The organism is Eisenbergiella tayi, from assembly GCF_001881565.1.
Lineage (GTDB): Bacteria > Bacillota > Clostridia > Lachnospirales > Lachnospiraceae > Eisenbergiella > Eisenbergiella tayi.
This window is the reverse complement of record NZ_MPDJ01000002.1, coordinates 378,756-403,778: the sequence shown is the minus strand read 5'-3', so window position 1 is coordinate 403,778 and position 25,023 is coordinate 378,756. Positions and strand designations below refer to the sequence as shown.

At 40.5% G+C, this 25,023-nt stretch carries 18 protein-coding genes and 4 CRISPR repeat arrays; of the genes, 17 read left to right on the top strand and 1 reads right to left on the bottom strand.

Going from position 1 to position 25,023, the window contains the following annotated elements:
• The 11 genes from cas7c to BLA28_RS10230 all read left to right on the top strand — a co-directional run bounded on the left by cas7c (position 1) and on the right by BLA28_RS10230 (position 12,711).
• Complete coding sequence (gene cas7c, locus BLA28_RS10275) at positions 1-891, top strand: type I-C CRISPR-associated protein Cas7/Csd2 (protein ID WP_009255681.1); 891 nt, start codon at positions 1-3, stop codon at positions 889-891.
• Positions 891-1,556, top strand: coding sequence for a CRISPR-associated protein Cas4 (gene cas4 / locus BLA28_RS10270; RefSeq protein WP_069159431.1), 666 nt, complete (start codon positions 891-893; stop codon positions 1,554-1,556). Before cas7c ends, cas4 begins: the two co-directional genes overlap by 1 nt.
• A complete protein-coding gene (cas1c, locus tag BLA28_RS10265) occupies positions 1,553-2,584 on the top strand; it encodes a type I-C CRISPR-associated endonuclease Cas1c (protein ID WP_069159362.1) in 1,032 nt (343 codons plus the stop codon). The genes cas4 and cas1c overlap by 4 nt, the downstream gene beginning before the upstream one ends.
• A 9-nt stretch (positions 2,585-2,593) precedes the next feature.
• Entirely contained in the window at positions 2,594-2,884 is a 291-nt protein-coding gene (gene cas2, locus BLA28_RS10260; RefSeq protein ID WP_069154093.1) for a CRISPR-associated endonuclease Cas2, read from the top strand.
• A gap of 398 nt (positions 2,885-3,282) precedes the next feature.
• Positions 3,283-3,486, top strand: coding sequence for a hypothetical protein (locus BLA28_RS34775; RefSeq protein WP_408607639.1), 204 nt, complete (start codon positions 3,283-3,285; stop codon positions 3,484-3,486).
• Positions 3,487-5,016: 1,530 nt separating this feature from the next.
• Positions 5,017-6,172: direct repeats of the CRISPR family, unit length 32 nt; unit sequence GTCGAAGCCTATACGGCTTCGTGGATTGAAAT.
• Between the two features lie 215 nt (positions 6,173-6,387).
• On the top strand, positions 6,388-7,269 hold the full coding sequence (gene cas6, locus BLA28_RS10255) for a CRISPR system precrRNA processing endoribonuclease RAMP protein Cas6 (protein ID WP_069159361.1): 882 nt from the start codon (positions 6,388-6,390) through the stop codon (positions 7,267-7,269).
• Positions 7,270-7,305: 36 nt separating this feature from the next.
• Positions 7,306-8,223, top strand: a complete 918-nt coding sequence (locus BLA28_RS10250) for a DUF6602 domain-containing protein (protein ID WP_069159360.1) — start codon at positions 7,306-7,308, stop codon at positions 8,221-8,223.
• Positions 8,216-10,243 (top strand): Cas10/Cmr2 second palm domain-containing protein, encoded by a 2,028-nt coding sequence (locus BLA28_RS10245; RefSeq protein ID WP_069159359.1) that lies wholly within the window; start codon positions 8,216-8,218, stop codon positions 10,241-10,243. Before BLA28_RS10250 ends, BLA28_RS10245 begins: the two co-directional genes overlap by 8 nt.
• Before the next feature lie 20 nt (positions 10,244-10,263).
• On the top strand, positions 10,264-10,950 hold the full coding sequence (locus BLA28_RS10240; protein ID WP_069159358.1) for an RAMP superfamily CRISPR-associated protein: 687 nt from the start codon (positions 10,264-10,266) through the stop codon (positions 10,948-10,950).
• 24 nt (positions 10,951-10,974) lie between these two features.
• A complete protein-coding gene (locus tag BLA28_RS10235) occupies positions 10,975-11,955 on the top strand; it encodes a hypothetical protein (protein ID WP_069159357.1) in 981 nt (326 codons plus the stop codon).
• Between the two features lie 6 nt (positions 11,956-11,961).
• Positions 11,962-12,711, top strand: coding sequence for a hypothetical protein (locus BLA28_RS10230; protein ID WP_069159356.1), 750 nt, complete (start codon positions 11,962-11,964; stop codon positions 12,709-12,711).
• Between the two features lie 174 nt (positions 12,712-12,885).
• On the opposite strand, the gene BLA28_RS10225 is transcribed toward BLA28_RS10230, so the two are convergent.
• Positions 12,886-13,359 (bottom strand): GNAT family N-acetyltransferase, encoded by a 474-nt coding sequence (locus BLA28_RS10225; RefSeq protein ID WP_069159355.1) that lies wholly within the window; start codon positions 13,357-13,359, stop codon positions 12,886-12,888.
• Positions 13,360-13,544: 185 nt separating this feature from the next.
• On the opposite strand from BLA28_RS10225, the gene ilvD reads away from it, so the two are divergent.
• The 6 genes from ilvD to BLA28_RS10195 all read left to right on the top strand — a co-directional run bounded on the left by ilvD (position 13,545) and on the right by BLA28_RS10195 (position 24,908).
• The gene (gene ilvD, locus BLA28_RS10220) at positions 13,545-15,260 is read left to right on the top strand and encodes a dihydroxy-acid dehydratase (RefSeq protein WP_069159354.1); all 1,716 of its coding nucleotides are present in this window, start codon (positions 13,545-13,547) and stop codon (positions 15,258-15,260) included.
• Between the two features lie 34 nt (positions 15,261-15,294).
• On the top strand, positions 15,295-16,191 hold the full coding sequence (locus BLA28_RS10215; protein WP_081330221.1) for a dihydrodipicolinate synthase family protein: 897 nt from the start codon (positions 15,295-15,297) through the stop codon (positions 16,189-16,191).
• Between the two features lie 24 nt (positions 16,192-16,215).
• On the top strand, positions 16,216-16,911 hold the full coding sequence (locus BLA28_RS10210) for a FadR/GntR family transcriptional regulator (RefSeq protein ID WP_071699090.1): 696 nt from the start codon (positions 16,216-16,218) through the stop codon (positions 16,909-16,911).
• A 292-nt stretch (positions 16,912-17,203) separates the two neighbouring features.
• A CRISPR array of direct repeats spans positions 17,204-18,484; the repeat unit is 32 nt; unit sequence GTCGAGGCTTACGTAGCCTCGTGGATTGAAAT.
• Between the two features lie 339 nt (positions 18,485-18,823).
• Positions 18,824-19,147 (top strand): hypothetical protein, encoded by a 324-nt coding sequence (locus BLA28_RS10205; protein ID WP_044971442.1) that lies wholly within the window; start codon positions 18,824-18,826, stop codon positions 19,145-19,147.
• Between the two features lie 146 nt (positions 19,148-19,293).
• Entirely contained in the window at positions 19,294-20,538 is a 1,245-nt protein-coding gene (locus tag BLA28_RS10200) for an ATP-binding protein (RefSeq protein ID WP_242880661.1), read from the top strand.
• 722 nt (positions 20,539-21,260) lie between these two features.
• Positions 21,261-22,675: direct repeats of the CRISPR family, unit length 32 nt; unit sequence GTCGAGGCTTACGTAGCCTCGTGGATTGAAAT.
• A 231-nt stretch (positions 22,676-22,906) separates the two neighbouring features.
• A CRISPR array of direct repeats spans positions 22,907-23,267; the repeat unit is 32 nt; unit sequence GTCGAGGCTTACGTAGCCTCGTGGATTGAAAT.
• Between the two features lie 249 nt (positions 23,268-23,516).
• Positions 23,517-24,908, top strand: coding sequence for an SAVED domain-containing protein (locus BLA28_RS10195; protein ID WP_069159429.1), 1,392 nt, complete (start codon positions 23,517-23,519; stop codon positions 24,906-24,908).
• The last annotated feature ends 115 nt before the right edge of the window (positions 24,909-25,023 follow it).

Below are 25,023 nucleotides of genomic sequence, written 5' to 3'. Positions count from 1 at the left end.
ATGGGAGAAGCAATAAAAAACAGGTATGAATTTGTCATATTATTTGATGTGGAGAATGGAAATCCCAACGGGGATCCGGATGCCGGCAACCTGCCCAGAATTGATCCGGAAAGCGGCTATGGAATTGTAACGGATGTCTGCCTGAAAAGGAAGATCCGAAATTATGTGGAGACAGTAAAGGAAGACAGCGAAGGCTATAAAATTTATATTAAGGAAGATGTGCCGTTAAACCGCAGCGATAATACGGCCTATGAATATCTGAATACGAATGAAAAGGATATTAAGGAGCTGAAGAAAAAAGATCCCGATGTGGACAGAAAAATCCGTGATTTCATGTGCGAAAATTTCTATGATATCAGAACCTTTGGCGCAGTTATGACTACATTTGTAAAAGCCGCGTTAAACTGCGGACAGGTACGCGGTCCGGTACAGCTGGGATTTGCCCGGAGTATTGATCCGATCATAAGCCAGGAAGTAACGATTACCCGTGTGGCAATTACCACGGAAAAAGATGCTGAAAATAAAAGCACGGAAATGGGTAGAAAAAATATTGTGCCATATGCCCTCTATCGTGCAGAAGGATATATTTCTGCCAACCTTGCCCGCAAAGTAACCGGATTTTCAGAAGAGGATTTGGAACTGCTTTGGGAATCCATTATTAATATGTTTGAAATTGATCATTCGGCGGCCAGAGGAAAGATGGCTGTGAGGGAATTAATTGTTTTCAAACACAGTAAAGAGTTGGGGGACTGCCCCGCATATAAACTGTTTGATGCGGTTGAGGTCAAGAAAAATGAGGATGTGATTTATCCGAGGCAGTATAAAGATTATTCTGTTGCCATACATGAAGAGCTGGTTCCGGATTCGGTGGAGATATCGAGAAAAATATGATGGAAATAAAAGAAGAAGATTACCTGATGCTGTCAGGGATCCAGCACTTTGTTTTTTGCCAAAGACAATGGGCGCTGATACATATTGAGCAGCAATGGGCAGAAAATGAGCATACAACAGCAGGGGAACTGCTTCATAAGAATGCTCATAATCCTTATTTTAACGAAAAGCGGAAAGATATAATTATAAGCAGAGCGATGCCGGTGGTTTCCCGGAGTATGGGAGTCAGTGGTGAATGTGATATTGTGGAGTTCAGAAAGGTGCCGGATGGAATATCTCTTCACGGGCATCGCGGTTTATATCAGGTATATCCGGTGGAATATAAAAAAGGCAGCCCAAAAGCCGGCAATGCCGATATCCTGCAGCTGACAGCACAAGCACTGTGCCTGGAAGAAATGTTCTCCGCCGAAGTAAAGGAAGGTGCCATATTTTATGGTGAGACCAGACGCAGGGAAAATATTCTTTTCACAGATGAGCTTAAGGAAAAAGTAAAAGACTGCTTCTGCCAGATGCATCAGCTCTATGATAAAAGATATACACCAAAAGTAAAATGGTCTAAAAGCTGCAATGCCTGTTCACTTAAAGACATTTGCCTGCCTAAACTGGGAAAAACGCCGAATGTGAAAGAGTATATTCATGCCGCAATAACGGAGGATTGCCAATGAAGAAACTTTTAAATACCTTATATATCACTTCTCCTGACAGTTATCTTTCACTGGATGGAGAAAATGTGGTAATCCTTGATAACGATCAGGAGATAGGGCGGATTCCGCTGCATAACCTGGAAGCGATTGTTTCCTTTGGTTACAGAGGAGCCAGTCCTTCTCTGATGGGCGGCTGTGCAAGCAGGAATATTTCCCTATGCTTTCTCAGCCCTCAGGGTAAATTCCTGGCAAGGATGACAGGCGGCGTCCGGGGAAATGTTCTATTGAGGAAAAAGCAGTACGAGGTTTCGGCGGATGCAGGAACAGCCCTGGGGATAGCAAGAAACTGCATACTTGGCAAGGTTTATAATTCCCGTTGGGTTCTGGAACGTGCGGTTCGGGATCACAGTATGCAGATAGATGTGGACAAAGTAAAGCAGGCATCGGATTTTTTGCAGAGATCATTAAATAATATAGAAGTGTGCGGTGATGCGGCACAGCTGAGAGGTTTTGAAGGGGAAGCGGCCAGTGTGTACTTCGGAGTTTTTAATGAGCTGATTCTGCAGCAGAAAAAGGATTTCGTGTTTTCCGGCAGAAATAAAAGGCCTCCTCTCGATAATGTTAATGCCATGCTTTCCTTTGTTTATACCTTGCTTACGAATATGGTTGCGTCTGCATTGGAAACAGTAGGCCTGGACCCGTATGTAGGTTTTATGCATACGGACAGGCCGGGAAGAGTATCGTTAGCTTTGGATTTAATTGAAGAACTCAGGCCGGTGCTGGCAGATCGTTTTGTTTTAACCCTTATTAACAAAAAGATGGTTACAGCAAAGGATTTTACTAAAAAAGAGGATGGAGCGGTGCTGTTAAGCGACAGTTCCAGAAAAGATCTGCTGACAGAATGGCAAAACAAAAAGAAAGAGGTAATTACGCATCCTTTTCTGGGGGAAAAAGTAGAATGGGGTATGATTCCCTTTGTACAGGCTATGCTGCTTGCAAGATATCTGAGAGGTGATCTTGATGAATATCCACCTTTTTTCTGGAAATAGGAGGCTGTCATGCTGGTATTAATTACTTATGATGTGAATACGGAAACTGCCGCGGGTAAGTCCCGGTTAAGAAAAGTAGCAAAGCAATGTGTGAATTATGGAACAAGAGTACAGAATTCTGTATTCGAGTGTGTTCTGGATCCCGGACAGTGTTTAATGCTGAAAGCTGCATTAACGGAATTGATTGATGAAAATGTGGATAGTCTCAGATTTTATTATTTGGGGAATCAGAATAAGGCACGGGTTGAACATGTTGGAGTGAATAAGGGGATTAATGTGAAAGAGCCTCTGATTTTTTAGTGCGAACCTGAAGCGCACATGAAATCCCCGGGGGATTCGTACCGGAATTTTGATGAGATATTGCTTGGGGTTGCTTTTTGATGTGGAAGAATGTAAGATGTAAAGTGAATTGGGTGTGGATTGTTGGTGAAGATGAATAGGAATTAAGAGTGGTTTTTGTGCAAAATTGCTGTCACCACCTTGCGGGTGGTGTGGATTGAAATCTTGGAATATCCCGGAACCGTGTATACCTTTACTAGTCACCACCTTGCGGGTGGTGTGGATTGAAATACCAAGTTATTCTAGGAGCTTTTACAACGGTAATACGTCACCACCTTGCGGGTGGTGTGGATTGAAATGGATTTTTGTAGCAGTAAGGGGATAGATGATACCAGTCACCACCTTGCGGGTGGTGTGGATTGAAATCACAGATATACAGTTTTTGGGAAAGAGTGGACCTAGTCACCACCTTGCGGGTGGTGTGGATTGAAATGCCTTCTTGCGAATTTAAGACACTGGCAAATGGTGTCACCACCTTGCGGGTGGTGTGGATTGAAATGGCCATACTCAATAACATTGTGCATATCGTACCTGGTCACCACCTTGCGGGTGGTGTGGATTGAAATCCTGGGGAAAATAGCTAAATGGTTTGCAGATATGTCACCACCTTGCGGGTGGTGTGGATTGAAATAGTATGAACAATATCGGTATCGACACGATCGCTAGTCACCACCTTGCGGGTGGTGTGGATTGAAATCTTTCCGGTACAGTGCAAAATCTGAAAATTGAGTCACCACCTTGCGGGTGGTGTGGATTGAAATTAATATAGGATTATATGAACAGATAAGAAAAGCGTCACCACCTTGCGGGTGGTGTGGATTGAAATAAACTGTGTTAAAAGCTGAGTCTGCCCGCTTTCATGTCACCACCTTGCGGGTGGTGTGGATTGAAATTTATTTTCTACGGGTGTCCGGGTTGGAGAATTAATCGTCACCACCTTGCGGGTGGTGTGGATTGAAATGCCATAAGTGGATGCAGAAGGGGTACTTGTTTCGTCACCACCTTGCGGGTGGTGTGGATTGAAATTGTTTTTCGCCGAAAAATGGACAGCTATTAAGGAGTCACCACCTTGCGGGTGGTGTGGATTGAAATCGTCATATTGTCTACTTGCTCTAAAGTATCATAGTCACCACCTTGCGGGTGGTGTGGATTGAAATTTCCTGATTTTACAAACAGAGGCGGGAATAAAAAGGTCACCACCTTGCGGGTGGTGTGGATTGAAATCACAAGAGCAATTGTCTTACTATGCTGTTCTCGGTCACCACCTTGCAGGTGGTGTTTTGAGAGGAAATATATTATTGCGATTAGGGTATTTATGTAAATCTCATAAGTATATTGCCATAACATTTTTTGTAGGCAATACGATGGGGAATTCATAGAGAAGAGTATGATTTGAGATAGGGAACACGATAAATATATTATGAATACTTAAGCAAATGACGTTACCAGTCTGTCTTGTTTTGTCACGGATAGAAAATATATTAGAAAGATTACCATTATTAATCATAATTTTCATGGATAAGTTATTATGGCAGGATGTAGATATTATAAAAGGTTTTAGGTGGAAGTAGATGGAGATTTACTGAATGAAGGAGGCTTGATATATAAATATGAATTACATTTTGAAGTAATATTTTTAATGATAAAGTAAAATAAATTCTTACGAATAGGATCTCCATGAATGTATAAATGAACTTTGGGTAATTTGCGGATTAGTGAAGAAAGTTACTTATCATTTTAAATTATTTATGCTATACTTTGATTCATAGAATAAAACTTTACATTACTGTTTTGTTGTTATAGCATAAGGAATAAGAACAATAAATTTTATAGTCATATAATAGTTTATTGTTAGCATGATTAGAGTTTTATTGAGTAAAAGTACTTGTTTAATTATGAAATTTGCGAACAGAGTTATTGTTAGTGCGAATAGGAAGTGCACATGAAATTACCGAGAGATTCGCACCTGAAAAAGAGTTGTTTTAATGGGGAAGAGATTGAAAATAATTTATATAAAGATATTATGAGGTGGAAAATATAATAAGTATATAATTAAGTTTGTGTTATGAGATTGTTTTTTGGATATTTTTGCTGTCGAAGCCTATACGGCTTCGTGGATTGAAATCACCAGATTCCGGGCGTAATAATCTCGGCTATCCGTCGAAGCCTATACGGCTTCGTGGATTGAAATACATGAATGGTTTCTTCCGCCATATGGCGCATAGTCGAAGCCTATACGGCTTCGTGGATTGAAATCACAAGAGAAAGACCGTGGCATTCTGCGTGCCGGTCGAAGCCTATACGGCTTCGTGGATTGAAATGTGTCTTGTCATTAATACACGGCACGGGAACTATGTCGAAGCCTATACGGCTTCGTGGATTGAAATAGACAATCTCAAAGCCAATTCAGGAGGATGAAGAACGTCGAAGCCTATACGGCTTCGTGGATTGAAATTCCTGGTAGAAAGATCCATATAAATATAACTGGGTCGAAGCCTATACGGCTTCGTGGATTGAAATATATCCAGATTTGGATTTTTCAAACGATACCCTAGTCGAAGCCTATACGGCTTCGTGGATTGAAATTTTGCTGATTGTCAATGCGGTTATGGTATATATTGTCGAAGCCTATACGGCTTCGTGGATTGAAATAAGATGGGCGACGGCTCCGGATCCATTTACGAAACGTCGAAGCCTATACGGCTTCGTGGATTGAAATTTTTCAAGATTATCCTTTTGAGTTGTCGTCAGAGTCGAAGCCTATACGGCTTCGTGGATTGAAATCCATATACTAAAACCTCCCCAAAATATCGGTTACGTCGAAGCCTATACGGCTTCGTGGATTGAAATATGTGAAAATAGTCTCTGTATAACGGATGTAATTTGTCGAAGCCTATACGGCTTCGTGGATTGAAATATGGTGGAGACATATCAATCCGGAAGCTGGGGGATGTCGAAGCCTATACGGCTTCGTGGATTGAAATGATATCAGTAAATGAGTATTTTCTGGAGACCAGAGTCGAAGCCTATACGGCTTCGTGGATTGAAATTTGCCACTCTGGATCCGCATATTTTTGCCACTCTGTCGAAGCCTATACGGCTTCGTGGATTGAAATTGAAAATGAAAAGGAGTAAAAATGAAATGTGTACGTCGAAGCCTATATGGCTTCGTGGATTGAAATCACTATCTGCCAGTGTACCAGAATCGAGGATAAGAGTCGAAGCCTATACGGCTTCGTGGATTGAAATTGTAAGAAGTCGCACCTTGCATTGATGTAAATTGCATATTATTCATAGTTAAAACTTATCCAATAGTAAGCTGTCGTTTTATGTATCTAAGAAATAAAAGAATACATCCAATAGACAACACATTTTCGCCTTTATGGCATTTGGCAATTATTATCTATAGTAAAATAAAGAACGATTTATAATATATACATTCTCTTACAAAATGAGGTGAAAAAATGGGAAAGAATGAAGATTCTTTCTTCCTGAATTACCTGCCAATAAGTATAACTTTGGTATCCCTGGAAAAGGCCGAATTACCTCCATTTTTGGGTTCTACCCTTCGCGGTGTGATTGGACAGGCATTATTTCAGGATAAGAATGCCTACAATTATCTATATCACAACGGCAAAATGAGCAGTAATATGCAAGATATAATTAATCCGTATGTGCTCATTCCTCCTGATACAAAGAAGAAAATATATTTTGAAAAAGAAGAGCTAAACTTCAAAATACTTCTTCTGGGAGAAGGAGTACAATATGCCCGACAATTAGTGAATGCAATACAGCAAATTAGAAAGCTTGGATTGGGTGCTTCAAGATATAAGTTCGAATTAAAGAAAATTACACACAGTTTAGATCAACGAATAATTTGGGAAAAAGCCCATTTCTATGAAATAGCAATCAGAAGTGCTGCGTTGCCTTACCATTGCCTGCCGGATGTCTCGCAGTTACATATTCAAATGCTCACGCCCCTGCGCATACGCCGCAACGGAAATCTGCTTGAAGAACTGGACTTTACAACAATTATACGTAATATTGCCCGCCGAATAGAAATGATTACGGAACGCTATGGCGGGTGGTGCGATCAGTTGGAAATAGGCCGTATTCTTGAACTTTCTGGAGACGTTTCCGTTATCAGACAAAAAACAGAAATATTAAACATGGAGAGATATTCCAATCGTTTGGGTAAAAAAATGGACTTTAGCGGCCTGGTGGGAGATATATGGTTTGAGGGGGACTTAACGCCTTTTGTTCCCTGGCTGTATGCTGCCCAGATTGTACATTTCGGAAGGAATACAACCTTTGGAATGGGGCGGACAAAAATGGAATTTATTTGACTTTGTAGATCCACAGGTTACGAGGGGGAGAAGAGTATGGAAGAAATAAGAAAATTCGATTTTGCTGATAGTAAAACAGTTAAGAATATAATAAATAATTACATCTTAACCGAGGAAACGCTGGTAAAACAATTATATTTTACAACCAGCCATGGTACAACAATCGGAGGATTTCGGGAAGATGTCTGGAAGGGAATGTTTGAACAGATTATTCCTAAAAAATTCGTTATTGAAAAATCGGTTTTTATAATTGATTCAGAAGGAAGAGTGTCCAATGAGGTAGATTTGGCGATATTCGATGAGACGTATACACCGTACATATTTCGTTATGGAAGGCTTAAGTTTATCCCTATTGAAGCGGTTGCTGTGGTAGTTGAGTGTAAAAGCCAATCTTTAAATGAGAAAATCTTAAAAAACTGGGCGGAAAGTATAGCAGCATTAAAAACTTCAAAGAAATCATATACCAGAATTAATGGAAGAATTATTGTAGGTGAAAAAGAACGGAATGCCACTCAAACGCAAACACGTCCTTTGCGAATTTTGTGTTGTTTATCGGAAAGAATTACGAATAATGTATTGGAAAACGGAGAAAAACAGTTTGACATCATTGTCAGAGCGCCATCGGAAAAAAGCGGGATAAAGATAGAGTTTGATCCTCAGAAAGAATTACTGAAAGATTGGTATCTTGCATTGAACCATGTAGGATATGAGCAGAAAAAAGAACAGGGTGAAAGTGTAAAAGAAAAGATACAAATAGATGATGGTTCAATACTCGGTGAGGTAAAATTGACAGATTATCAGGTGAAGAACGAAGAAAAAAACATTTCTCTTTTATCTTTTAATTTTCAATTCAACCAATTGCTTATGTTAATCAATAATCCAATACCCTTTCCACATATAGCATATGCTAAGATGTTTGGAGATATCGCAGAAGGAGCGGAAAATCATGAGTGACAGACGGATTGTAGCACTTTCCATTGATAAGGTGCAGACATTTTTGACAGAAGTAATTCATGCACAGACACAGGAAAAGCAGGCGGAAGAGGCTACGTTACAGAATATTATGAATGCCTCCATGGAAATATCCATAGGCTTTTATCAAACCGTACAGGAAGTATTTCCCAAATCAGAAACGGAAGAATTACTGTCCTGCTCCGGCGTATACATTTTTGAATGCGGATTGTCAGCAGAGGAAATCGGTGACAGGCTGAATAAACTGTTTTTACATTTTTACTATAGTTCACAGGGACAGAAAATGCTGAGATGTGTTTCTTTCCCGTATGGTAATCTTACTGAAATAGAAGCCATTCTGGAGGCAAAGAACCGCCTTAAACAATCAGACAGCCTTAATGAATGGATTGAAAGAAACAGAGAGATACTCTTTTCGTACTGTACTGTAAAGGAAGAGAAAAGTAAATTTGAAAAAATGGAATATCCACTGTTTGCAGAAAATATCAACGCATTGTATTCTGCAGAAGAAACAGATAATCCCAATCATTTCCGGATAACTGTCATAAAGGCCGATCTCGATGGTATGGGTGACATGTTTAAAAGCATCAAAAGCTATGACGACTATTCCCGGGTAAGCAGAATTTTAAATGAGGAAGTTTCCTTAAATGGATTGCATAAAGGGGTAAAGGAATGTGATTCAACCCGTTCCGGCTGGGTTTTTCCGTTCTATATGGCAGGTGATGATATCTTTTTTGCCGTCACGGCTGCAAACCTGATGAATGGAATCCAGATATGCCGTAATATCCTGAAAAATATCAATGATAGACTGGAAAAGGTGTTCCCTGAAAAAAGGTTAACCATGAGCATCGGCGCAGAAATTACGTTTAACAGAGAGCCAGTCCGTTACTATATGGATATGGTGGAACGGCAGTTGAAAAATGCAAAGAAAGCATGGTCAGGATCTCTTAAAAAATTTATGAGAATGAAGATATCAATTTATGGTATGACCTATCTTGATATCGATTATCCCGGACTTAAAATATATAAGAAGCAATTGGCATGCACGCATAAAGGCTACCGGTTTAATTGCCCGAACTGTAAAAAAAGAAGGGCGATTAAAAGTGATTTACAATCTATCCCCATATGGAATTTTTTCCTGACAGATGTAAATCGTTTGAATTACTTAAGAGCGGAGGAGAACGGATATCATAAATTATTAGGAACCTCGGGATTTTACTATACTTTGCTGGAAAGGCTTACTGATGAAACTGTGCAGAAAAATGATATTGAATATATGAACAGTGTTTTATATCATCTTTTACCTCAGTTTAGCGATGCTTCGGATAAGGATCTGCAGAAATGGGAGCTGCTTTTAAATGGGGGAATTATTCAGCAGTTATTGCAGCTGAAGGAACGGGGCGCAGAAATCGTAGTTAACACAGACACAAAACAGCGTTTGGAAACTTATTTACGGTTAATGCTTTTATTTTCCGACAGTCGTTTTCAGATAGCGGGTAATTCTGAAATAAAAGAAAAGGCCGCATTTCAAAAGGACGAGTTGAAGAATGCCCGTAAGTATTTGACAAGCAAGCCGCTCGATTACCTGTACAATGTTGCGCTGAAGGAAAATAACCGCCTGAGAGAAATTTTTGTTGATAAAGTGTCTTATGAAATAGAAAAGAAGAAAAAGTGGGAAAAAAGGCAGTGCCTTCAGCGGCTTAAAATCGAAAAGAGTATGTTTATTAAGCTGCGCGATACCGGAAAGATTTCTGTTGAAAAGGCGGCAAAGATGATTGAACTGCACAACCCATCGGATTTGGAAACAAAAATTAAAATCCAGGAACAGAATAAGCAGAGAATGGAGAAGGGGAAGGCGCCTTGCTACAGATATTTTGATAAAGAAAAATTTTGCAGGGCGGCAAACCAGACCGGATTATGGAATGAGGATTTTGTGGATTCCCTTATGCTGCTTTATGAGTATAAAGAAATAGAAATTCAGTATAAAACTAACAAATTGTTTTAGATAAAGGCAGGTATAGCTAAATGGAAAATTCGATTACCATAAAAATGAAAACACTTTCCAATCTGTTTATCGGAGGAGCTCCGGTACCCTTTAAAATCGGCGGAATAGACCAACAGACAGCCACTGACCAGGAAGGCTTTCCCTGCATTCCCGCTTCTTCGCTAAAAGGAGCCCTGCGGGCTGTTATACGCGAGGATGACAGTGCGATGGCTGATGAAATCAACAGATTGTTTACGAAATATCTGATTAATGAAAAGGAGAAAAACTGGCCGGAAATTCAAACGATTATTGATGATAAAGAAGCTCTTAAAAGGATTGAAGAACGATATTTGGAAGCTGCTAATGAGGTGTCTCCCGAGTATCTGTTTGGTATCAAAGGCTTTAATAATACCCCTAAACTGCTTTTTGGCGATTTATTATTATGCAGTGAATTCCGTGATAAAAAGACCTGTTTTTCCATTGATATGAAGAATACAATCGATACCCGTGGTAATGCTCCTGAATCGAGGCCCCGGACTTATCAGACTGCCCGAAGCGGAATTGTATTTGAGGGAGAAATAAGGTTATACAAAATGGAAAAATTGGACGATCAGGCCGGAGAGCTTTGTAAGGAATATTTGATTTATAATCTGAAGAAATTTAACGAAGGTATTTATCGGCTTGGTAATTCCAAAAGCCGCGGATACGGCAGAGTGGAAATTTTATGATGGATAAAAATGGAGAGCAGATGCATGAGGAATTATAAAGTTATCCTTAAATTGACCGGCCCCATAACACAGGTGCCGGATTCCCAAAAGCTGTTTGGTGCATTGATGTATATGTTTGCAGAAAAGTATGGAGATGAGAGAGCAGCTGATTTGGCCAGCGCTGTAAGAAATAAGGAAATACACCTGGCTTTGTCCAATATTATGCCGGAAGGTTATCTGCCTGCACCTAAGGATTACTTGATGGATCATATTTCCAAAAAGAACAATCTGGCTGAAGAATTGAAAAAAAAGCATGCTGCTATAAAAATAAGGAGCTATATTAAGAGCCAGGAGTTAGAACATGTTTTGGCTGAGCCGGAGAACAGTGAGTTTCTTTTCCCTTATGTGACCCAGCTGGATCTGCAGCAGCTGCGTGCATCAATTGACAGTGTCTGCTATGATATCCCGGAATTGGATACACGCCTTTATTCAGTGCCTACAGTGGTACTTTCGGAGGTTAGTCAGGACAAAAAAGGCAGAGAGCATTATCGCCCTGTAGATACCTATTGTTATTTCCTTCAAGTGGATGACAGCAGTTTGTGCTCTGATTTTCTGGGAATGACAGAGGACGCGGCGGCGGATCAAAAGATGATAATACTAGGAAAAAGAGCTTCGCAGGGATTAAATCTTTTTCAATTCATGGAAATAGCAGAACAGAAAGGCTCAGGGGCAGAAGCGGCATTTTACCTGAATACGGGAATGCTGCTGCCTGACAGCATAGATTTTAAGGCTTCTTCCATCAAATTATTCACATCGCAAAGACGGCCTTTTGAAATGACGGGGGGCTGGAGGAAGGATGCGCCTAAATATTACATAAGCTTTATTGAGCAGGGCAGTATAATAGTGGTCCGTGAAGGAGTGGGACATGCGGGAAAATCAATCGAATCCCCCTTCCGCCAAAACAGGGATATCGTTTTTGGAAATGCATTTCTGTATCCAATCTATTTGAGTGAGAGGCAGGTATAATTCATTATGGAAACAATAGCTTATCAATTAACGACCTGTTCCGGTTTAATTGTATCACCGCGATCTGCTTTGGCCTTTTACAGGGATTTAGATGAATTCTCTTTGGAAAAGGTGGAGGATTCTGAATATTTAGCGAAAAACAGATTAAAAGTAATCTATCCTTTTTACCAGTATGGGATATACACTGCTTACAATCCTGAAGGTGCGGCGTATTATCTGCCGGGTTCTTCGGTAAAAGGTGCGCTGTGCCGCGGAACTTCTGTGGAAGGCGGATTGATGTCAGATGATATTCTGATTCCCGGCAACTATATTGTTTTACGGAATATTTACAAGGTTCAGTATCTTGAGGAAAACACCCAGGCATGCTTCGCGCCGTTTTTTGACAATGTCGGAGTAGAAATGGTCAGGGCGGACAGTCCGCTGCAGGGTCAATTGATTCTTCCTGACAGGGATTCGGCGAATGCACTTATAACCGCTGCCAATAAGTCAGCCAAAATCAAAATAGGACAAATGTTGGAATATCTCAACGAACTTGCAAAAAGGGAATATAAGGAAGAACTGACGAAGAAATTACATACAATTATTGAGAACTTATCCCCTTATTTGGAAAACGATCATATTATTTTGCTGGGAGGTTATAAGGGACTGCTTCATTCCATGGAAATAAAAGACCCTTCTGCGGTGACAAACAGCGGGGTATTTATTGATCCGGAAAAGGATCTGCCCTATGGCCTTGCAGAAATAGTATTAAAATAAATAGGACAGACCCTAGTGCTCCATCCAGCCAGAAACGAAACTGACAGTACTGCCTATTTTGCCATCTGCCGCGTTGTCGTCGGTCAACGATGCCACCGCATCGCCTCCCTCCTCCGCCTTGCAGACTGACAAAATATTCAGCACTGTCAGTTTCGTTTCTGGCTGGATGGAGCACTAGCGGCCGTTGCCAAGGCCAAGCCCGTTTGGCTTTGGCTCGTTGCCCGGGGCAATAAATTTCCTTGTCATTCCGGCTCCGCTTATATCGTGAGGATGCTTTGTAAATCCCATTTTTTCATAAAAGGGTTCTTTCCCTTTGGCGGCAATAAGCCCGATGGAGGCCTTGCTGCCGGGCAGGCTGTTTGCTTCGGCATAGCTGATAAGCCTTGTCACGATGGCTTTGCCGATTCCCCGGCCCTGATATGCAGGCATGACGGCCACATCCTGGATATACCAATACATAGAGCCGTCTCCGATAAGCCGCCCCATTCCCACGATTTTGTCACCGCACATTGCAGATGCGGTAAAAAGGCCGTTGGACAGAGCTTTTTCAGCCTGTTCCATCGGCGTTTCCATAAAGCCGGCTTCCAGCCGCAAACGGATGAAATCCTCCGGCTGCAGTTTATTATCAACAATAATGATATCTTTCATAACGCCTCCCACACTACATAATAATAAAAGGTTTCTTTCTAAACAATGGTACCTGATTTTCCTTCATCTGACAAGGAATACATACGCTTTTTTCTATTTTTCTTGACATACGGTTTCATCAGGTTTACGTTAATTATATACATACCTGTAATACAGGTATACAGATGAATGCGCGGAGGTATGAGATGGGAATACGCAGTGAAAAGGAACGCTGTACATGGGCACAGTTTGATGCCCTGCAATTGGGGAGCGGATGGGATGAAGAGGACATCGGCAAACCGCAGATTTTGGTAGAGGATGCCTATGGCGACAGCCATCCGGGGAGCATCCACCTGAACCAGCTGGGAGAGCAGGCAGTATACGGCATATATGAAAAAGGAGGGCATCCCGCCAGGTTTCATGTGACGGATATTTGTGACGGATGCGCGCAGGGACATGACGGGATGAATCTGGTGCTGGCATCCAGGGAAGTCATCTGTGATATGATAGAAATGCATGCCGGTTTTGTGCCGTGGGACGGAATGATTCTTTCCTCCTCCTGTGATAAGTCCATACCGGCTCATTTGAAAGCTGCGGCCAGAGTGGATATTCCGGCTATTTTTATTCCCGGCGGCAGCATGAGGCCTGGGCCGGGACAGACCACCTCTCTGGTGGCGGGTGACATATCCCTGAGACAAAAAAGAAACAACGAAATTACGCCGGATGAAATCCGTGATTATAAACTGACAGGCTGCCCGTCCCAGGGAGCATGCACCTTTATGGGAACAGCGAGCACCATGCAGTGTATGGCGGAAGCGCTGGGACTCGCCCTTCCGGGAAGCGCGCTGGCGCCTGCGACCATGCGGGATATTCTGGCCATGGCGAGGAAAGCCGGGCGTAAAATTATGGAGCTTGCGGCAAAAAATATCCGCCCGTCCCAAATCCTTACACCTGCCGCCTTTCGCAATGCCATTGTAATTCACAGCGCCATAGGAGGCTCCACCAACGCCCTGCTCCATCTGCCGGCCATTGCCGCAGAACTCGGCATGGAACTGGATCCCGCGATTTTTAATGAAATCAATTCATATATTCCTCATATAGGAAACATAAATCCCAGCGGCCAGCATCTCACCGAGTCCTTCTGGTTTGCAGGAGGCATTCCGAAAGTACAGCTGCTTCTGGAAAAGTATCTGGATCTGGATGTGATGACAGTAACCGGAAAAACGTTGGGAGAAAATCTGGAAGCGATAAAGAAGGATCATTTTTTTGAGCGGGGAGAAGGGTACCTGCACAATTACCATCTGGTTCCGGAGGATGTGATCACTCCTGCGGAAACTACGGAAGAGGTAGGTTCTATCGCTGTTTTGAAAGGGAATCTTGCGCCCGAAGGGGCGGTGGTGAAATATTCCGCCTGTGAAAAAAGCATGCGTTCCCATGTGGGAAAGGCTGTTGTTTTTGATTGTGAAGAGGATGCCCATGCCGCCGTGGTGGAAGGAAAAATCCTTCCGGGCGAGGTTGTGATAATCCGTTATGAAGGGCCGAGGGGAAGCGGAATGCCTGAAATGCTCATGACAACGGAGGCCATCTGCTGTGACCATACGCTGAACGGAAAGGTCTCCCTGATTACCGACGGAAGATTTTCAGGAGCCACCAGAGGAGCGGCAATCGGTCATGTGTCCCCGGAAGCCGCGTGCGGGGGACCTATTGCCTATGTGGATACCGGTGATTTGATTTCCTATGATATCGAAAAAAAGACCATAGATATTGTGGGGATTGACGGCATGGAAATGGGTGCGGACAGTATCCAGGCAGTCCTGGAAAAGAGAAAGCTGGAAAAGCCGCTGAAAAAAAGAGCTTTTACAGGCGTATTAAAAAGATACACGGAGCATGCGGAATCAGCAATGAAAGGCGCAGGCTATTAAGCCGGCAATAAAAAGAAAGATGGAGGAATACATAATGAAAGCAAAATATATAACACCGGTAGTTACGGTTATGGACAAAGAAGGAAATCCGGATATGGAAGGCTGTGGAAAGGTATACGAACACCTGATTCAGGGCGGAGTGGACGGAATCCTGCTCATGGGAAGCATTGGAGAATTTTTTGCCCTGACCATGTCTCAGAAAAAAGAGCTGATCCGCTATGCCGTACATAAGATTAATCACAGAACACAGCTGATCGTCGGAACCACCAGTATGATAGTTGATGAAATCATCGAGCTTTCCCGTTTTGCAAAGCAGGAAGGGGCGGATGCCGTGATTATTCTGCCCCCTTACTATTTCCCGCTTGGAGAAAAAAGCCTGGAAAGCTACTTTGGAATGCTGGCGGAAGCCCTTTCAGATCAGCCCATTTATCTCTATAATTTTCCGGATCGCACCGGCTATGACCTCACGCCGGAAATTACGCTGCGCCTGGTGAGAAAATATAAAAATATAGTCGGCTATAAGGATACCCAGGCCGGCATGGATCATACCAGGGAACTGATCAAGCTGGTAAAAGGAGAATTCCCGGAATTTGAAATATACTCCGGTTTCGATGATAATTTTGCCCATAATATAATGGCCGGCGGAGACGGCTGCATAGCGGGCCTGTCCAATCTGGTTCCCGGATTATGCCATTCCTGGACGGAGGCATTCGCCCGTGAGGATCTGGAACAGGTCAGCGTTCTTCAAAAGAAAATTGACCGGCTCATGGAAATATATCAGGTGGGCACCCCGTTTATTCCTTATATAAAAGAAGCAATGGCTATCAAGGGAATTATAGACTGCGCCTGTTCTTCCAAACCCTTCCCTAAAGCAGGTGAGGAAGAAAAAGAGCATATCCGGCGTATTTTAAAGAAAACGGAAATTCTGTAGGAGAGACGAAAGAAAGAGGAATACATGGCAATTCAGAAAATAAGCAGGGACAGCATAAGTGATCAGGTTTTTGTACAGATGAAGGAGCAGATTCTGGAGGGAGAGTGGAAGCCCGGTGAAAAGATTCCATCTGAAAATGAACTGGCCCGGCAGTTCGGCGTCAGCCGGGTAACGGTGCGCAATGCCCTGCAGAAATTATCTGCTCTGGAATTGCTGGAAACACGATTCGGAGAGGGCTCCTTTGTGAGGAGCTCGGATGCCGCTTCCGTAATGAGCCCTTTAATACCTGCGGCATATCTCAATGATAATGGTATGGAAGAAATCCTTCAGCTGCGCAGAATGATAGAAGGCCCGGTCTGCGGAGAAGCCTGCCGCAGAGCTTCTGAAGAAGATGTGAAAGAATTAGAGTACTTCTTTAAAAAGATGGAAGCGACAAAGGATTATCTTCCCGAGTTTGCGCGCTTCGATTACCTGTTTCATATCAAAATGGCCCGGATAGCCGGCAATTCTATTATCATGCGGATTTATGATATTATGAATGAAGTGATGAAGTGTTCCTTTGAAAAAGTGGTACAGGCGAGAGGAAACCGGGCCGGTTTGTATTATCATGGACGGATTGTGGACGCTTTTGAGAGGAAGGATGATGAAGCGGCTGAAAAAATAATGGATGAGCATATGAAAGAGTTGTATGAGAGCTTTTTTAATGATTTTAGGGATTGAGAATGCTGTATGGACTTATTTTATTAAGTAAACGTTATATTGAGTAAAAAAAATTAGTGATATTTGTTTTTAGATGATAAAATAAGAGTGGAGTTTATAATTTTAAGAGGGTCATAAGTAAGGTGCGAATGTATAGTGCACATGAAAATACCGGGGGATTCGCACCAAAAAAGTGCTTAAATATTATGGACATAAATGTTTTGAAGGCTTATTATAAAAATATGTGATGATATATTTGTGTAAAAGTTATATTTGGGGGTTAAATGGTTATGTTTTTTTGAATGTTTTTGCTGTCGAGGCTTATGTAGCCTCGTGGATTGAAATCAGATACTCCTGAATGATGTTATCAATGACAATTGTCGAGGCTTATGTAGCCTCGTGGATTGAAATTGCCATAGTGGTATGGTGGGATGAACATGTGGCACGTCGAGGCTTATGTAGCCTCGTGGATTGAAATTGCCGTATTTATGATAAAGCCAAAGAACAGTCTGTCGAGGCTTATGTAGCCTCGTGGATTGAAATCGCATGAAGGCATGTAAAAAGTTTCAGGGTTCCCGTCGAGGCTTATGTAGCCTCGTGGATTGAAATAGATAGGCCTCCGTGGCACTGTGCATACATACACCGTCGAGGCTTATGTAGCCTCGTGGATTGAAATGCGCTGTCTGTACCATTGCCAGATACGCTATTACGTCGAGGCTTATGTAGCCTCGTGGATTGAAATTTAAAGAATTGCATGAACTCGGGGAAATGCAGGGTCGAGGCTTATGTAGCCTCGTGGATTGAAATGTAAAAATGCAGCTAATCTAACAGGCCAATATTTGTCGAGGCTTATGTAGCCTCGTGGATTGAAATATGCGAAATTAAGCGCCAGCGGTGCCAAGCGGTGGTCGAGGCTTATGTAGCCTCGTGGATTGAAATAATGCAGTTAGCTCTGATACGCGGACCGCACTAGTCGAGGCTTATGTAGTCTCGTGGATTGAAATAAACACAGGGATTAAAGCGAGCCCTACAGTTGGGTCGAGGCTTATGTAGCCTCGTGGATTGAAATTTAACAATTATAGATTGAAGAAAGAGGAAGAAGTCGAGGCTTATGTAGCCTCGTGGATTGAAATCTCTGCTGCAAAATATATTATTAAAGACATTGAAGTCGAGGCTTATGTAGCCTCGTGGATTGAAATATCCATTTTCTGTTCATTGACCCAATCAGTAATAGTCGAGGCTTATGTAGCCTCGTGGATTGAAATTGTATCACAAGCATCAGATAAACCATTCCTATCGTCGAGGCTTACGTAGCCTCGTGGATTGAAATTCTTCCGATAGTACCAAAAGAAAAGGTGGAGTAGTCGAGGCTTACGTAGCCTCGTGGATTGAAATACATCATCCTTCATCTGGGCGGCAGCCTTATCCAATCGAGGCTTATGTAGCCTTGTGGATTGAAATCTTCTGATTTTATTGTGACTCCTGAGTTTGAACAGTTGAGGCTTACGCAGCCTCGTGAATTGAAATTTTCTTAATAATTTTTCTTTTTTCATCGTATTGTCATCGAGGCTTACATAGCCTTGTAAATTAAAATTGCATGACTGGTACAGACATTATTTATTGTATGTCAAAGTTTATATAACATCGTGTTGAGTTTGGAGGAACAACGCTGCTTATGTTGTCACAATGCTATGAAAAAATTGTAACATCCGAGAAAGCTTCCAACAGAAGATATTGTGGAGGTAATAACAGTTGTGTTGAAGCATTTTAAGGTAATTTATAGTATGAAAAAATAAGTATTTTGATTTAAACTAAAAAGTGTGCATAAATTATTTGTGTAAATATCTGAGTTATTTAAAGTATTATATGAGCCATGTTATAAAATATGGGAAGATCAAACAATTGTAGGAAAAGTATAGAAAAGGGATGAGTTATGGAACCTTCAAAAAAAGATTGGTTACTATATAGGGAAAAGATAGCAGGTTGGCAGGAAGCTTATATGGAAAAGCTAATAAAAGAATATGTCGATTATCTGAATGGTGACGAACCTGCATCTACAAAATTCTGGAGAATGGAAAAGCGTATCAAACAGGATAAGGTATCTCCTGGGGTAAGTATAGAATTAAGAAAAAAGGACATGGTATTTGATCTGGTTCGACTTATCAATGAGAGAGTAATTACCTTTGATGACTTAGAAGAATTTTCTGATGAATTAAGAGAATATGTTGAATTTATACAGCAAAGGCTTAGTTATTAGTAATTTTATTTTTATTATTGGTAGAATACATATGTAATTAATTTACGAAGATTGAATATGTTATAATTTAAGGGAGGTGTTGTGGTGCGGGAAAGCAATCGAATTGAGTTCAAAAGCGAATTGAATGACAAATTGGAAAAGAAATAGTGGCATTTTTGAATAATCAAGAGGGTGGTATTTTGTATATCGGTTTGGATAATGATGGGCATCCAACTGGTATAGTAGACTTGGATACGACGCAATTAAAAATTGCGGATCGTATTAAAAACAATATTTTACCCTCTACGCTGGGGTTATTTGATATTGTAACAGAGGCCGTGGAGAATATGACTGTTATTAAAATAATAATATCCAGTGGTCTGGAAAAGCCATATTATATTAAAGCAAAAGGAATGTCACCAAGTGGATGCTATACAAGAATTGGAACTTCAAGTCAGCCAATGACCACTGCAATGATTGATGATCTGTATGCAAGACGTATCCATACGACACTTCGTAATATATCCTCACCACGGCAGGATTTAAAGTTTGCACAACTGAAAATATACTATCAGGAACGTGGATTAGAATTGAATAAGCAATTTGCTAATAGTTTGGAACTCTTAACACCGGATGGAAAATTTAATTATATTGCTTATCTACTTGCGGATGAAAACGGTGTTTCTATAAAAGTTGCCAAGTATGCAGGTTCAGATAAAGTGGATTTAATTGAAAATGAAGAATATGGTTATTGTTCACTAATCAAAGCAACTTACAGTGTACTGGAAAAGTTGAAAATAGAAAATGTAACCTATGCGAAAGTGACCAGTACTAAAAGAATTGAAAAAAATCTTGTTGAACCAGTGGCAATGCGAGAGGCAATCGTAAATTGTATCGTCCACAATGATTTTACCCATGAAATACCGCCGGTTTTTGAGATATTTAATAATCGAATTGTCATGACTTCTTATGGTGGTTTAATACCTGGTCAAAGTGAAGAAGATTTTTTCAGTTGTTCCAGTATGCCAAGAAATCGAGAACTTATGCGTGTATTTAAAGATCTAGGATTTGTAGAACAGTTGGGCTCTGGCATGAGTCGAATATTGAAAGCATATGATAAAAGCATATTTCAGATTTCAGAGCATTTTATCAAGGCTGTATTTCCGTTTGATAAAGTGATGAATAATGGAAAGAGTTTTAATGGCGATGAAAATGGCAATGAAAATGGCGATGAAAAATTGGTGTTAAAAATGTTAATGGAACAACCGAATATCACAGCAAAAGAATTAAGTATACTTTCTTCTTTTAGCATGAGAAAAATAAGTCGTATAGTAAAAAGATTGCGTGAAAGTGGAAAAATAATAAGAATTGGTTCAGATCGTAAGGGATACTGGAAAATCAACGAGAAATAGATTGATGTGTAGATCTTAAGAACTCTCTTTGCTGACTGATATGATGAAGGTATTTTGTGGGATAAAAGGAATTGTGTTAAGGCGATAGTGGTGCTAAAGAAAAATATCCTGTAAAGCAAATAAGGTGTATAGAGGAATGACTGTTTTGGCATAAGGTGGAATACTCATCAGACCTTGAGTTTATGTATAGGAAACTGGAAATATTTAATTCATTAAGACTGTAATATTTCATTAGCGTTATATCTGATAGATACAAACGAATATTTGATTGCTTATTACCCTTAAAAACAGAACTAAAAATAAATGTAATTATTTGTTTGATAAATATGGAGATTAATTTTATATGTTTAGGACAAACATACACGATATAGATATTTTTTAGTATACTGGGGATCATTTTCTTGATTTATCTATGTGGTTATTCAGTAATACTAAGTAAAAAGTATTATTTGTATCATTTATTATGTAATATGTGAGTAGAAAAATCAGTGTTATTTGTTTTATATAGTAAAAGCAAAAGCAGTTTACAGTTTTAAGAGAGAGATAAGCAAGGTGCGAATGTATAGTGCACATGAAATTACCGGGGGATTCGCACCAAAAAAGTGCTTAAATATTATGGACATAAATGTTTTGATGGTTTATCATATAAAGGTATTTAGAAATATTTGTGTAAAAGTTATATTTGTAGTCTAAATCTTTATGTTTTTTTGAATGTTTTTGCTGTCGAGGCTTACGTAGCCTCGTGGATTGAAATTTGTCGATGTCGGTCAACTTCTCCGAATCAGTTTTGTCGAGGCTTACGTAGCCTCGTGGATTGAAATGCGGTGTGGAATGTTGGCGGAACTGGTTATCAGCGTCGAGGCTTACGTAGCCTCGTGGATTGAAATTTTTCTTGTCATAAAATTGCCTCCCTTATTGCCGTCGAGGCTTACGTAGCCTCGTGGATTGAAATACCAGTAATCACCATATCATAGGTTTTCTGTACGGTCGAGGCTTACGTAGCCTCGTGGATTGAAATCGTAGGTTTGGAGAGTCCTTTAATCCAGTTGCTTGTCGAGGCTTACGTAGCCTCGTGGATTGAAATCTTGGGATATCGGGGCTGTCGTAAGCTCCATGGCGTCGAGGCTTACGTAGCCTCGTGGATTGAAATCATTTGTGGTGTAATAATTGTTAATCGTATTGGGTCGAGGCTTACGTAGCCTCGTGGATTGAAATTATTAACTTGATACATAGTGGGAGCTTTTGGATGTCGAGGCTTACGTAGCCTCGTGGATTGAAATAAAGGGAAAGTATAACTTTAAGAATTTAACACCGGTCGAGGCTTACGTAGCCTCGTGGATTGAAATATAATGACAATTATTTTGTGGATATCTGTGAAGCGTCGAGGCTTACGTAGCCTCGTGGATTGAAATTCTATATACAGCATGATACACGGTGCTCCAGAAGGTCGAGGCTTACGTAGCCTCGTGGATTGAAATTTCTCCTTGTACCGTGACTGTAAAATTGAATTCTGTCGAGGCTTACGTAGCCTCGTGGATTGAAATGCACGGAATGTGTAAAGTGGTATTTTGCATCGCCGTCGAGGCTTACGCAGCCTCGTGGATTGAAATCCATCCACATAAAACCCTGCAGGCAGCTGCTCTGTCGAGGCTTACGCAGCCTCGTGGATTGAAATTGGTTTGCAGACATATCATTGAATTGTTCGTCTGGTCGAGGCTTACGCAGCCTCGTGGATTGAAATCTCAAATCCATCAAGTGAAAAAAGATTTGTACTTGTCGAGGCTTACGCAGCCTCGTGGATTGAAATAGCCTTTACTGCATCGTCCTTCTCCTGGCTGAGAACGTCGAGGCTTACGCAGCCTCGTGGATTGAAATACGACCGTCATTGTAAGTTTTGCCAACATGACAGTCGAGGCTTACGTAGCCTCGTGGATTGAAATTTCTGAAAATAGAGGACCTGCAGGAGCAGATAGATGTCGAGGCTTACGTAGCTTCGTGGATTGAATTATCAACCCTGCTTTAATGAGTTCGTCTCTCGCGTCGAAGCCTATGCAGTTTCGTGGATTGAAATTATCATACGTATGTATTAAATGTTCAAAATCAAGGTCGAAGCCTATGCGGCTTCGTGGATTGAAATAGTTCGTCAATACCGGTTGTAGCTGTTTTTATATCGTCGAAGCCTATACGGTTTCGTGGATTGAAATGTTTTAGGTGTATGCCATTTACTTACCTCAACAGTCGAAGCCTATACGGCTTCGTGGATTGAAATAGCAGATGCACGATACACATAATAATTACCCGCTGTCGAAGCCTTTGCGGCTTCGTGGATTGAAATAATGATACTTACAAAACAATCCAGATTACGCGTAGTCGAGGCTTACGTAGCCTCGTGGATTGAAATTTTAATATTCACTCCATCTACTTGTACAACTTTTGTCGAGGCTTATGTAGCCTCGTGGATTGAAATGACCATGAGGATTTTCTAAGCATCTTTGATTTCGTCAAGGCTTACGTAGCCTCGTGGATTGAAATAGATCCGTGGACTGTCAGATGCAGAACTGCAGGAGTCGAGGCTTATGTAGCCTCGTGGATTGAAATAAAAAGACTTGCCGTATGATGCACGGCGCCTGCGTCGAGGCTTATGTAGCCTCGTGGATTGAAATCATTTATCCACATAATACTTTGCAACTGCAATGAGTCGAGGCTTATGCAGCCTCGTGGATTGGAATATGGATATCAAATGATATATCGAACTTATATACAATATAATATTAGATGGAAAGACAGATGAAAATATGGATTGAAATATTGAATATATGTTGAGAAAAGAAATGACCATAGCCAAATATATAAGAAGTATATTTCACAATCTGTAGGAAAGAGTACATCAAAAGGCCATGTTGAGCCAGTTCATAATTCTCTTGCTAAGCGCAGCAGAAGGTGTACTATTCCATATAAAGATAAAAGAGGTTGGAATTTTGGGAGGAAAAGAAGCATCAAGAGGTTTTTTATATCAGGCATTTGCTTCCGTTCTTGAAGCGTTGTGTCAGAAAAATTGGGATAAAATTTATATAGAATTAAAGTCGAATGATGATAAAGTTGATATTGCATTAGAAGAAAATGGCAGAATTATTAAAAGTATTCAGGTGAAATCAACAATTAATACTTTTAGCAAAAGTTCAATACAAACATGGCTAAGTGATCTTATTCGTGACGATGTAGGTTCGGCCAAATTTGAACTTTTTTTAATTGGTCAGTGTGATGATAATGCAATTACATTTATTAATTCTATAGACAAATTTTACCAGGGAGAATTAGATGCTAAAGCGGAAAAAGCATTAATAGGGTTTGATATAAATATTATTAAAGATAAAGAAATATCGTTTTCACGTCTTCCATATGATGTAAATATATTGCATACGATTGTTGTCGCATCTTTGCTTCGCTATGTTTCGTACAGCAAAAATGTACTGACATTTGACCAGATCGACCTTATTGCATCGGCAACCGTAAATGATCAAATGATTTCGTCAACACATGGTAAGGGTATTGATAGAAAAGAATTTGATGAAGAGCTGCAAAAACGCATTACTCTTGTCGCTGATAGCTATACACCTGAAAGAATATCTATTGGGGTAAAAAGCTTTATCTGTGAAAGCGGAGCCATTGAGGAAGAGACAGAGTGTTGCTTGTCATTAACTGACATGTTTGATGACCGCAAAATTAAGGATGAATATAATTGGAATAATGATGTTTATGAAAAACTGAAAGAATTTTTATTCGAGACTACAAGTAAAAAACAGGCCTATCAAATATATTTAGATACCCATACATCCATAGCTTTTGCAGCAGGAAGAATATTCAATAGTAAAATGGGTATCAACATCTTTCCAATGCAAAAAACAGCAACGAAGGGGATTGAATTGTGGGATGTAAACCTATCATCTAAAAGAAATTATTGTAATTGGGATATATTATATGAAACGTTTAGTGAAAATCAATATGACACTGCATTAATTCTAAATGTTACTCGCAATATTCACAAAGATGTGATTGATTTTATTAAAGAGAACAATCTGACAATTGGGCGTATTATTAATTGTACTCCAAGTGAAGGCGGTACTACAAATTTTTCAACAGTGGATGGAAATCATGCAGCAATTCTTGCTAATGCAGTTTATAATGCCATATCGCAAAGAACTACTAAAGAGCGGCAGGCAGTACTGCATATTTTTGCTTCTGCTCCCAATGCATTCATGTTTTTCTTAGGGCAAAATTCAATGGGTTTTGGTAGATGTATTTTATATGAATACGATTTTGAACAACGAAAATCCTGCTCATATTCACCGTCAATAGACTTTACAGACTAAAGAATTATTTAGGGCTGTATTGTTATCATAAATTTTCAAATGGTTACGTACTGCGTGACCATTTAAGCTATTTACATTACAGACTGCATATGCATGTGGAAAATGAACCATTGAA